Here is a 10920-nt window from a genome sequence, read left to right on the forward strand (position 1 = left end):
GCGCCCCCCCCGGCCGCCCGCGCGCCCCCCCGAGCCCCCCCCCCGCCCGCGCCGCGGGGGCCGCGCGGCGGAGGAGGTCGGTGGCGTCGAGGAGTCCCGCCGTGAGCAGACCGTCCAGCTGGGTGGTCGGCGCGTACCGGACGTGGTCGCCGAGTCCGTGCCGGGCCCGCTCCCGGGTGACGCGCGCGCTGCCGGGCAGGCCGTCGGGGCCCGGCTCGGGCAGGAGTGCCGCGTGCCGCAGGCGTACGTCCTCGGGGGTGCCGTCCAGGCGGACGAGGTCCTGCCAGAACGGGAGCGGTTCCTCGGCGTGGGCGGCTTCGAGGGCCGGCCAGTCCACGGGTTCGCCCGGCGGGAGGGACGCGACGAGGTCGCGTGCGTGGGGCGCGTGGCGGGCGCGCCGCAGCTTCTTGACGAGTTTCTCCGGTGCCAGTTCGCGGTCGAGGCGGGTGCGGAGGACGGCTCCGGGGTCGGCGGACGCCAGCGCCTTCGCGCAGACGGTGGTGGCGGAGCGGCCCAGCGCGTCCCGGCCCGCGAGCCGCGCCAGCCGGTCGGCGCCGCCGTGCTCGTACAGCCGCAGGCAGCCGAGGAGTTGATGCCCGAGGCCGAGCTTCGTCCCTTCTCTCGCGAGCAGTTCCTCGACGAGGTCGGGTTCGGCGGAGCACAGCCACGCCAGGCCGCCTGCCGGACGGCCGGAGCCCTCGGCGCGCCAGTCGGCCAGCACCCGGGCGCCGAGGGACGGTGTCCCTGCGCCGGGCCGCGAGCGGGACACGATCCGGTGGACGAGGGTGCGGGGCGTCCAGTGCCGCAGCAGGGCGAGGTCGACCTCGGGGTCGTCGAGGGCGACCAGGCGCTCGACCGCGCCGCTCTGCTCCATCCAGCGGGACTGGGCGGCGAGCACCCGCAGCGCCGCGCGGTCGCGGTCCGCGAGCAGCCGGTCGAGGACGGTACGCGGGGTGCGGTCGTGGCGCAGGAGGTACGCGGCGAGCAGCCACGGGCCGTCGGGGCCGAGACGGGGCAGGACGGCGTCGACCACCGCGGGGTCGGCGAGGCACAGCAGGGTGCCTTCCGGCCAGCCCCACAGGTGGTCGCCGCGTTCCAGCAGCCCGATGGCCTCGTCGGGGGTGGTCGGCCTGGCCCGGCCGATGACCGCTGTCCGGGGATGCGCGGGGTCCGTGCCGGACCGGTTGCGTTCCAGCAGTTCCGCCCAGGTCAGCCCTTCCGAGGCGGCTTCGGACGCCGTCACGGTCGCGGCGAGGCGGAGCCAGGCGTCGGGGTCGGTGCCGAGTTCGACGCGCAGGGTGCGGGCGAGGGCGTTCCGCCACGCGGTGGCGAACGCGAGCCGCCGCCAGTCGTGCGGCAGCAGGAGCAGGCGCCGGGCGGGGAGCAGGGCGAGGAGTTCCTCGGCGGGCAACACACCTTGGACATAGGCGCGTTCGGTGCGCTGTGCGCCGGATCCGTACGTCTCGGGAGGCTGGGCGCGCACCTCGGCGAGGGTGGGGGTGTCGGCGGGCTCGTACGTGCTCAGGGCGAGCAGGACGTCCGGGTCGTCCGGTCCGGGGGCGCCTGCCGGGGCGAGCGAGTGGAGCAGGTCGAGCGCGGCCACGGCCTGCTCGTGGTCGCGGCGGTGGAGGGTGCGCCGGGGCGGGTGCGCGTCGGCCGGTGGTACGGGGTCGGCGGCGTCCCGGTCCGGTGGCGGAGGTGCCGTCGGTTCGGTTGCGGCCTTGCCGGCCTCGGCGATCAAGTCCGCGAGTGTGGCCGTGTGTTCGGGCAGCAGGGCGTCGAGTGCCGTCCACGCCTCGTCCCGCTCTCCCAGGTGCGTCGCCGTCCGCTCGCACAGCTCGGCGAGCGCCGCCGTGCCGACGAGGTCGCGGTCGGCGAGGCGGGCGAGTGCGCTCAGGGCGTGGGCGGCGGGGCGGGCCGTGGCGATGAGGTCGACGGGGTCGAGGAGCCCGGCCGCCGCCATGCCCTCCGCCCAGTCGGCGGCGCTGTCGTCGAGTTCCTCCTCCGCGAGGCGCCGGGCGGGCGGGGTGGAGTTTCCCGCGCGGCGACCGCCTGCGCGCCAGGGCTCGTTGAGGACGCTGAGGCGGAACGCCAGGCGCTGCGCATCGGTCGCCGCCTCGTGGCGGGCCAGTTCCTCGCACGCCTTGGGCATGAACGGGGTTTCGGCGTGGGCGGCGGCGAGGGCGTCGAGGTCATGGGCGTACGGCTCGGACAGCAGGTCGCGCAGGGTGCTGGTGCCCCGGGCGGTGGCGAGCAGCGCGGGCAGCCGGGCGGGGTCCTCGTACGGCTCCGCCCGCTCGCGCAGGCGGCGCGGGCCGTCGCCGTCCGGGGCGGCCAGGGCCTCGGTGACGGTGTCCACGGCGGCGGGGCTCAGCCCGGTGGTGGCGGTGGGGGCGGCGAGCAGGGCGCGTACGGCCTCCGGGCCGGTCCGCTCCCAGATCCTCAGCAGGGCGTACTCCTGGGCGACCTGGCGGACGCCCCAGCGCAGGGCCGGCACCACGAGCCGCGGGTCGCCGGAGCCGAGCAGCGGGGTGAGCCAGGTGCGCGGGACGTCGCCGTGCGGCGCCGTGAGTTCGGCCCGGAGCGTGTCGTCGAGCGGGTCGGTGTCGAGGCGGTCCGCGATGGTACGGCGCAGGGACTGGGTGGTGCGCGGGTTGCGGTAGACGGCCGCGGTGACGTGGGGGTCGCCGGCCTCGGCGAGCCGGGCCAGGACGCGGGTGTCGAGCCGGGGGTGGCGGGCCAGGGCGGCCCGGGTGCGGGTGTCGCCGTGGTCGGCGACGGCGTCGACGAGGGCGGGCGGCGGCAGGGTCCCGCCGGCCAGGAGTTCCGTCGTGACCCGCTCGGGCAGGGCCGCGAAAGCGGCGGCGGCGTGCCGTGGCTCCGCGTGCGCCAGGAGCAGGCCGAGGGTGAGGTGGACGCTGCGGGGCGCGGGCGGACGCAGCGTGGCATCGGCGTCGGCGTCGGCGTCGGCATCCGGGTGCCCGGCCGGAGGTGGGGACACGAGCGCGGCCAACAACTCGGGCAGTGTGCCCCGGTGATCGACCAGGGCGTCGTGCAGCGCGCGCCAGCGGGCCACGTCCCCGGCGAGATGGCGATCCGTCAACTCCCGGAGCAGTACGGACGTTTCGTCGTCCGTCCCGCCCGCAGCGGCGACCTTGGCCGCCACCGAGCGCGCGGGCCGTGTCCGCTCCACGGCCCACAGGGGGCCACCTCCCGACGGGTCCGCGTCCTCCGTGTCCTGACCGGCCGTCTCCATCGTGCGCAGCAGCCGCTCCGCCGCCCCCACCTGCGTCCTCGTCATGGTCGCCATGCTAAGACGTCATCTCATTGGGTGATGAGCACGAAGCCTGGCGATACGGAACGTGAGGCCCGAACCTGTGCCTCGTGCGAAGGGGGGGGCGAGCACACGTGTCCTGGACTCGTGCTGGCAGTGTTGGAAGGTGGCGGGTTCAGGGGGAGGTGGAATGCGTCAGCGGTGACGATGGCTGCCTTCGTCAGGGGGCCACCGGCCCGGAGGGGCTCGGTGCGGCCGGAATCGCTGCTGCTTCGACGAGGCGGAGACAAAGGAGGGGCTCGCCATGCCGGGATCGTCTAGGGTCCTGATCCCATGACATCGCTCCTCCGCGCGCCGCTTGTTTCCTCCGATGGCCTCCTTCACCGCTTGCGGATGTCCTTTCCCGCTGCCGAGACCGAGCGGTCGGTGACCGCGGCGGGTGTCGAGGTCCTGGGCGTCCGCGTGCCGCGCGAGCAGGCTCGTACGGTGTGGGAGGAGTGGCGCGGCAGGCATGACCGGACCGGTTGGTGGCCGTACGTCACGTTGAGCCCGCCGAGTGATGCGACGGAGTGGCACGACCATGAGGCGTGGGATGCCGACGTGCTGGAACAGCAGGTCGGCGAAGCCGCGTCTCAGGACCACGACGCGAGGGCGGCGTCCATAGTGGTGTCGGCCTGCCGGTGGGCAGTGGAGGAGGTCGCAGGCGTGGACGACGATGTCGACCTCTGGCGGTCCGACTACGACCCCGACCGGCTGGCACCCCTGCTCGCACCGGCTGTGGAACGGCCGCTGCAGGGGGTGTCTCAGTGGGCGACCGGCACCCGGGACTTCTTCGAGAAGGACTGGCGGTGGGTGAATTTCGTGGCCGCGCGCGGTGGCTACGAGGTTCCGGTGCTTCTGCCGCGCGTCTACACGACGTGGGGCTGGGCCGGGTACGGCGACCGCGGCCTGACCCCCCTCGACACCTCCGCGCTCCTGCGCCGCTGGCACGAGCGGTGGGGCGCCGAGCTCTTCTTCGCCGAGCGCTCCTACCTGGAGCTGGCCGTCGACCGGCCGCCCCTGGACCCGCGGGGCGCCGCACAGGCCGCCGCGGAGCTGCGCGCCTACTGCCACGACACGGTGGACGATGCGGTGAAGACCGGTGACACGATGGCCCGCTCGACGGTGTGGTCGCTCTGGTGGGACTGAACCAGACCGCAGGCCCTCGCGGGGCGGTGCGCGGCTGACGGCCGTGCACCGCCGTCGGGTCAGTTCGGTACGGGCTCGGACGGGAAGCAGATCTTCCGGTCGCTCCTGCAGATCTCCGCCTCCGGGTCGAGCTCCCATCCGTGCCCGGGATGGTCGAACGTCAGGAAGGTGACCATCCGCCCCGAAGGGAACCGCGCAACCGCCTGATGCACCGGCCCCATCCCCTTACTACGCCTCACGTGGTCGAAACGCTCCGGGCCGCCCTCGACGATCACGAAGCTCACGTTACGGACCTCGTCGAGGTTCTCCTCACTCGTCACCCGGTCATGCTCGCCCGGGACCGTGAGAAGCAGTCCGGGCGCCGGCGTCTCCTCAGGGAGCCGGCCGCATGTGTACGAGCTGTAGCCTTCCCGGATCTTGCCGTAGCAGAAGGTGCGCCCGTCGGACATCCAGGCCAGCTCCCCGTTCCTGGCGTCCAGGCGACGGATCACGGCCACCTCGTCGGCCGGTGGAACCTTGTGTCCTGCCGGTATCCGGATCGCGAACGCCTCCTGCAGGAAAGCGTGGTCACGGCCGCTGACCGCCGCCTGGCCCAGCGGCCGCGCCGGCATCTTGTCGTACGGCCGCTGGGTGACCGCCGAGGGTGTCGTGGTCGAGGACTTCACCGCTGCGGGCTTCGAGGAGTCCCGCGATTGTTCCGTCCCCGACGTACAACCGGCCGAAGTCACCAGTAGCGCGACTGCGGCGCTCATGAGAATCCGTTGTCTCAAGGCACTTCCCCCCCGGGCGTAAGGCTCTTGTCCGCAGACGATAGCGATGATCTGTTGATCGGACTGGCCCATTTGGGCCGTCGGCGGCTGAGTGGCCGGCAGGCCGTGCCGGGGATCGTCGAGCGGCTGGTACCGGACGGGTCGGGGGAGCTGTTTCCGAGGGTCGGCGGGCTCCCTTCAGCACCGTTGCGCGGGCCCGATGACCGTGAGGCCCACCTGCGCGGCGAGCCAGTGGGCATACGGCTCGTTTGTCTGGCGGCCGTCGAAGACGGCACTGCGGACATGGACGAGGACGGTGTGGTCATCGGTGGGCTCATCGAGCTCGCGGGTGCAGGTGTTGAAGAGGAGTGTCACTTCGGCGTGCTTGGACTCGCCGTGGAATCCCGCCTCGGGAGCGGCCGGCCATTGCAGCGCATCCCAATTGATCAAGCCCACATTCGGACCGATCGCCGCGGTGAGATCCGCCTCGATACTGCCGATCGGCACGTTCCACACCTCCCACTCCACCGGCAGCCGTCCCTCGAACGCGGCTTCCTCGGCCGGCAAGCCGCTCGCCCCGACACCGACGACGAGAGCAGGCTGGTCCTCGAACGGCACTCCATCGAATTCGTCCAGTTCAGATGCCCCGCAGTACCGTCCCTGGGACATGGCCTTCGCCATCCGCCGCACCTCGGCGACGGAGGAAAGCTCCGCGTACGCGGAGACCTCGGAGTGCTCGCAGCGGCCGAACTCCATGAGACGGCGCGCGCTGCGCCCGGCCTCACCACGAGCTCCCTGGATCCGGTTGTGGGAGCGCCTTCCGGCGGCCCATCGGGGGCGGTTTCAGCCGGTGCCCGCCGACGAGCGGTGGATCCGGGCGATGGCGCGCAGGACCTCCTCGCGGTTCCTCGCGCGCGTGATCCATGCCGGGAGGCGTGCCACCAGCGTCATCTTCTGGCCGGTGTCGTACCAGGGCGCCCGTTCCCGCAGCGAGGCCCGGACGAACCGGCGGATCAGGTCGAGGTGTTCGAGGTCGTAGGCCCACAGCCGGCCGTGCCGGGTCTCCGTCTGGAGGGCCAGCGGCGCACCGAAGTACGGATCCGTCGCGGGCTCGTCGCGGCCGCGGGAGAACGCGACGACACGGTCGCTCCAGCTCCGGGACAGCCCGCAGTGCCGGCACACCAGACGTCGTGGCGCGAACAGCGTCCTGCCGCCTCCGGGGCCGGTGTCGGCGTCGGGCGCGGGGACGACGCGGGCGGACCGGGTGCAGGCGGGGCATCGCACCATGATCGAGTGGAGGAAGTCGGTGGTGTTCCTGCGGGGATCCCGGAACCGGACGGGGGCTGCGGCCATGCGGCGAGTATGCGGGTCCCCCGTGCGTCGGCGCATCCGAGTTCGGGTGCTCCTCAGCCGTGGAGGGCGCCGCGTCCGGCTGCCCCTCCGCCTGGGAGGGGCGCTGCGGTCCGCGACGTGACGTCCCCTCACCTCCTCCCCCGGTTGCGTGCGTTCATGCGTGAATCCGGGCCATTGTTGCGCGAGAATGCTTCGAAGGGGAGGGTAATGAGCATCTATTGACATGCCTGCGACCGCCCCGTCAGAGTCGTTGCCGCACCCGCTGCCCGTACGTATCGAGGAGCGATGACGAACATGCCAGAAATCCGCGCCGTCTCACGCCGCTTGCTCCTGGGGGGTGCTCTGGCGACGACCGGGGCGCTCGCCGCCGGGGCGGGGGCCTCGTCCGTCGCCGCCGCGGCGCCTTCGGCGGCGCCCGCTCCGCCCCGGCGGCCGGGGCAGACGTCCATGATCGACGTGCCGTACGCCGCGCACCGGACGGTGCGGGTCGGCGTGATCGGGCTGGGCAACCGCGGTTCCGGCATGACCACGGGGTGGTCCGTCGTCCCCGGCTGCGTCGTCACCGCCGTCTGCGACATCCGGGCCGACCGGGCCAGGCGCACCGCCGACGGGCTCGCCGCCGCCGGCAAGCCCCGCCCCGCCGAGTACGGCGGCTCCGCCGACTCCTACGCGCGGATGCTGGACCGCGACGACATCGACCTCGTCTACATCGCCACGCCCTGGGAGTTCCACTACGAGCAGGGCAAGGCCGCGCTGCTGGCCGGCAAGCACGTGATCGTCGAGCTGCCCATCGCCACCGAACTCGACGAGCTGTGGGACCTCGTCGACACCTCCGAGCGCACCCGCAGACACCTGATGCTCTCGGAGAACTGCAGCTACGGCCGGAACGAGCTGGCCATGCTCAGGATGGCGCACGAGGGCCTGTTCGGCGACATCACCAACGGCCACGGCGGCTACCAGCACGACCTGCGGGCGCTGCTGTTCTCCGACACGTACTACACCGACGCGTGGCGCCGGCTGTGGCACACACGCAGCACCGCCTCCTTCTACGCCATGCACGGCCTCGCGCCGATCGCGGCGGCCATGGACATCAACCGGGGCGACCGGATGACCACACTGGTGGCCACGGCGACGGAGCCGAAGGGCCTGGCCGACTACCGGGCCCGGTTCGTCCCCGCGAACCACCCGTCGTGGCAGGAGACGTACGTCAACGGCGATCTGGTCACCTGCCTGATCGAGACCGCGAAGGGCCGGGTCATCCGCGCCGAGCACGACGTGAGCTCGCCGCGCCCGTACAGCCGGATCAACACCCTCGCGGGCAGCCGGGGGATCTTCGAGGACTACGCGGGCGTGGTGTCGGCCGGCGGCGGCCGGATCTACGTGGAGCCCGACCACAGCGGGCACTCCTGGCGGGACTTCGGTTCGTACCGCAAGGAGTTCGACCACTGGCTGTGGAAGAAGATCGGTGACGACGCCGCGAACAACGGCGGGCACGGCGGCATGGACTACGTGCTCCAATGGCGGACCGTCCAGCTCATGCGGGCCGGCCTCGTGCCGGACATCGACGTCTACGACTCGGCCGCCTGGTGCGCCCCCGTCCCCCTGAGTGTCATGTCCCTGGCAGCCAAGGGGCGTCCGGTGGAGATCCCCGACTTCACCCGGGGCGCCTGGGTCAACCTCCGCACGGGCCTCGACTCGCGCACCACCGAGATGCCTCCCGTCGGCTGACCCGGCCTCCTCCCCTCCCCCGAAGGAGCAGCACGTGAGACAAGCAGGACTGATCGGCTCGCTCGGAGCGATGGCCGTGGCGGGCGCGCTCACCCTCGCCCCGGCCTCGACGGCCACGGCCACCGCCGCCCCGACGACCACGGCCACCGCCAACGCCACCGCCGCCACGGCGGAGACCCGGCCGGCCGCCGCCGCCGGGACCGAGGTGGCCATCTCCCCCGTCGATCTGGACGGCCCGGCCATCTCGACGGTGAAGGTGACCGTCAGGAACGCCGGGCCGGAGCGCATGCGTTCGCTGCGGGTGACCTTCGGCGGGCCCGTCGGCTGGGCCGTGCAGCCTTCGGCGGTCCAGGTGGACGGGTCGCTGGCCGTCGGCGCCTCCGCCGAGGCCACCTTCCGGATCCAGGTGCCGGAGCGGCGGGCCGGATTCACCGTCCGCACCTTCACCGCGACCGCCACGTACAAGGGCGGCGACGGCGCCGGCTCCGCCACCGCGACGAGGACCGAGCGCAGCGGTACTCCCCTGCCGGAGCTGGCCGCCGCGTACAACAACGTGGGCGTGACCGACGAGACCGACACCGGGCCCGGCGACTACGACGGCGAGGGCAACAGCTTCTCCGCGCAGAAGCTCGCCGCCGTCGGCCTGCGCCCCGGGGAGCCCGTCACCGCCCTCGGCGCCACCCTGCGCTGGCCGGACGTCCCGAGCGGCACCAGGAACAACGTCTCCGCCGCGGGCCAGGCCGTCACCCTGGGCGGTGCGGGCAGCAGGCTCGTCCTGCTCGGCTCGGGCGTCACCAGCGGGGCGTCCGGCACCGTGACCGTGTACTACACGGACGGGACGAGCGGCACGGGCACGATCGGCTTCCCGAACTGGTCGTTCGACCCCGCGAACGCGCACGGCGCGACCCTCGTCGCGTCGAGCGACGGGCGCAACCGGCCGAGCGGCTACGGCAACGCGGGCATCGCGTACCGCGTCTTCGCCCACTCGGCCCCGCTCGACCCCGCCAAGCGGGTGGAGTTCGTGGTGCTGCCGGCCAACGGCAACGTCCACGTCTTCGACATGGCGATCGCCCCCTGATCCCCCGCCGCCGCCCCGGACGTCCCCCCACGGCGCCCGGGGCGGCTCCGGCTGCCGGGCCTCCTCAGACCTTGATGACCTTGATGCCGACGTCCTCCAGGCGGGCGACCGCGTCCGCGGGGGCGTCCGCGTCGGTGACGACGACGTCGACGGCGTCGAGTCCGCAGATCCGGGCGAAGGCCCGCTTGCCCATCTTCGACGAGTCGGCGACCACGACGACGCGCTGGGCGCGCTCCGCGAACAGCCTGCTGATGCTCGCCTCGTCCTCCTGGCGGGTCATCACGCCGAGCCGGGGGTCGAGACCGTCGACGCCCAGGACGGCGACGTCAAGGACGACCTCGTCGAGCACTCCCGCGGTCAGCGGGCCCACCAGCTCGTACGTCTGGGGCCGGGCCACCCCGCCGGTGACGACGAGCTTGATCTGGGGCCGCACGGCGAGTTCGCCGGCGATGTTGAGGGCGTTGGTGACGACGGTGAAGACGGGGGCCGTGACGTCGGTGGGTTCCGGCGACTCCCGCCGGCCCCCGCCGGCCCGGAGGGCCAGCGCGCGCGCCACCTCGGTCGTGGTCGTGCCCCCGTTGAGCCCCACGACGTCCCCCTCGCCGACGAGCTCGACGGCGGCCGCGGCGATGCGCTGCTTCTCGGAGGCGTGGCGGGAGGACTTGTAGCGCAGCGGCAGCTCGTACGAGACGCCGTGCGCCAGGGCGCCGCCGCGCGTCCGGACCAGCATCTGCTGCTCGGCCAGCTCGTCGAGGTCCCGCCGGATCGTGGCGGACGAGACGTCCAGCGCCGCGGCGGTCTCCTCGACCTCCAGTCTGCCCTCGGTGGCCAGCAGCTCCAGGAGCGCGTTCCACCTCTCCCGCTTGGACATGCCCCGGAACTCCTTAGACGTCTGACCGCGTTCGTGTCGGCCCACCCTACCCGGGCAGCTTCCCTGTGCGGACATGACGGAAAAGCACCCTCTCCGGAAGGTTCCGCGCATCGGTGTGCGGCCGTTCCCGCCGGGCCTGGACTTCAAGATCGTAAAGTCGCGCCATGACCGACACGAGTCCGAACACCTCCGAACGCGTCCCCGTGATCACGCCCACCACCCACGTCCGGGTCGCCCGGCCCTCGCGGGACCTCGCCGCCGCCGAGCGCTTCTACGTCGACGGGCTGGGGCTCGCGGTGCAGTGGCGCTCCACCGCGAGCGAGCCCGGGAAGCACGATCTGCTGATGGTCGGCCCGCTCGGCGGGGGCTGGCACTTCGAGCTGACCCGCGACCCGGCGGCTCCGCTCGACCCCGCGCCCACCGTCGAGGACCTGTTCGTGGTCTACCTGGGCGAGCCGCCCGACGAGGCCCTGGTCGAGCGCCTGGTCGCGGCCGGCGGCACCCGGGTCGCCTCGCGCAACCCGTACTGGGACGAGTACGGCGTGACGGTCGAGGACCCGGACGGCTACCGCCTGGTCCTCTGCTCCCGCACCTGGGGCTGAGGACCAGGCGCACCCACGGGCGGCGTGCCCGAACGCCGGAGCGCCCGGGCGGACCTCTCGCGGGTGTGCGTGAGGTC

At 73.4% G+C, this 10920-nt stretch carries 9 protein-coding genes; 4 read left to right on the top strand and 5 right to left on the bottom strand.

All coding sequences use genetic code 11. The features are described 5' to 3' along the window. Window positions 1-3301, bottom strand: a 3301-nt coding sequence (locus tag ACFW1I_RS27165) for a hypothetical protein (protein WP_384674753.1), incomplete at its 3' end; no start/stop codon positions are given. Window positions 3302-3667: 366 nt separating this feature from the next. On the opposite strand from ACFW1I_RS27165, the gene ACFW1I_RS27170 reads away from it, so the two are divergent. After that, window positions 3668-4462, top strand: a complete 795-nt coding sequence (locus tag ACFW1I_RS27170) for a DUF4253 domain-containing protein (protein WP_384674755.1) — start codon at window positions 3668-3670, stop codon at window positions 4460-4462. Window positions 4463-4521: 59 nt separating this feature from the next. Here the strand turns inward: ACFW1I_RS27170 and ACFW1I_RS27175 are convergent, their stop codons facing one another. The 3 genes from ACFW1I_RS27175 to ACFW1I_RS27185 all read right to left on the bottom strand — a co-directional run bounded on the left by ACFW1I_RS27175 (window position 4522) and on the right by ACFW1I_RS27185 (window position 6564). After that, window positions 4522-5214: a hypothetical protein gene (locus tag ACFW1I_RS27175; RefSeq protein ID WP_384674757.1), complete on the bottom strand. Its 693-nt coding sequence runs from the start codon at window positions 5212-5214 to the stop codon at window positions 4522-4524. 195 nt (window positions 5215-5409) lie between these two features. After that, a complete protein-coding gene (locus ACFW1I_RS27180; protein WP_384674759.1) occupies window positions 5410-5967 on the bottom strand; it encodes a hypothetical protein in 558 nt (185 codons plus the stop codon). A gap of 87 nt (window positions 5968-6054) precedes the next feature. Continuing rightward, window positions 6055-6564: a hypothetical protein gene (locus ACFW1I_RS27185; RefSeq protein WP_384674760.1), complete on the bottom strand. Its 510-nt coding sequence runs from the start codon at window positions 6562-6564 to the stop codon at window positions 6055-6057. 294 nt (window positions 6565-6858) lie between these two features. Between ACFW1I_RS27185 and ACFW1I_RS27190 the strand changes: the two genes are divergently transcribed. Then, window positions 6859-8292 (top strand): Gfo/Idh/MocA family protein, encoded by a 1434-nt coding sequence (locus tag ACFW1I_RS27190; protein WP_384674762.1) that lies wholly within the window; start codon window positions 6859-6861, stop codon window positions 8290-8292. 34 nt (window positions 8293-8326) lie between these two features. After that, window positions 8327-9370, top strand: coding sequence for an NEW3 domain-containing protein (locus tag ACFW1I_RS27195; RefSeq protein ID WP_384674764.1), 1044 nt, complete (start codon window positions 8327-8329; stop codon window positions 9368-9370). A 64-nt stretch (window positions 9371-9434) separates the two neighbouring features. Here ACFW1I_RS27195 and ACFW1I_RS27200 read toward each other — a convergent pair whose 3' ends face one another. Next, a complete protein-coding gene (locus tag ACFW1I_RS27200) occupies window positions 9435-10241 on the bottom strand; it encodes a DeoR/GlpR family DNA-binding transcription regulator (RefSeq protein ID WP_384674766.1) in 807 nt (268 codons plus the stop codon). 164 nt (window positions 10242-10405) lie between these two features. Between ACFW1I_RS27200 and ACFW1I_RS27205 the strand changes: the two genes are divergently transcribed. Further along, the gene (locus ACFW1I_RS27205; protein ID WP_384674768.1) at window positions 10406-10843 is read left to right on the top strand and encodes a VOC family protein; all 438 of its coding nucleotides are present in this window, start codon (window positions 10406-10408) and stop codon (window positions 10841-10843) included. Window positions 10844-10920: the final 77 nt, after the last annotated feature.

The organism is Streptomyces sp. NPDC058955 (assembly GCF_042741435.1).
Classification (GTDB): domain Bacteria; phylum Actinomycetota; class Actinomycetes; order Streptomycetales; family Streptomycetaceae; genus Streptomyces.

What these genes read in the sequence shown, in the direction of transcription:
- ACFW1I_RS27200 (WP_384674766.1), bottom strand. Translation starts at nt 10,241, where the DNA reads ATGTCCAAGCGGGAGAGGTGGAACGCGCTCCTGGAGCTGCTGGCCACC.
- ACFW1I_RS27185 (WP_384674760.1), bottom strand. Translation starts at nt 6,564, where the DNA reads ATGGCCGCAGCCCCCGTCCGGTTCCGGGATCCCCGCAGGAACACCACC.
- ACFW1I_RS27190 (WP_384674762.1), top strand. Translation starts at nt 6,859, where the DNA reads ATGCCAGAAATCCGCGCCGTCTCACGCCGCTTGCTCCTGGGGGGTGCT.
- ACFW1I_RS27175 (WP_384674757.1), bottom strand. Translation starts at nt 5,214, where the DNA reads ATGAGCGCCGCAGTCGCGCTACTGGTGACTTCGGCCGGTTGTACGTCG.
- ACFW1I_RS27180 (WP_384674759.1), bottom strand. Translation starts at nt 5,967, where the DNA reads ATGGAGTTCGGCCGCTGCGAGCACTCCGAGGTCTCCGCGTACGCGGAG.
- ACFW1I_RS27205 (WP_384674768.1), top strand. Translation starts at nt 10,406, where the DNA reads ATGACCGACACGAGTCCGAACACCTCCGAACGCGTCCCCGTGATCACG.
- ACFW1I_RS27170 (WP_384674755.1), top strand. Translation starts at nt 3,668, where the DNA reads ATGTCCTTTCCCGCTGCCGAGACCGAGCGGTCGGTGACCGCGGCGGGT.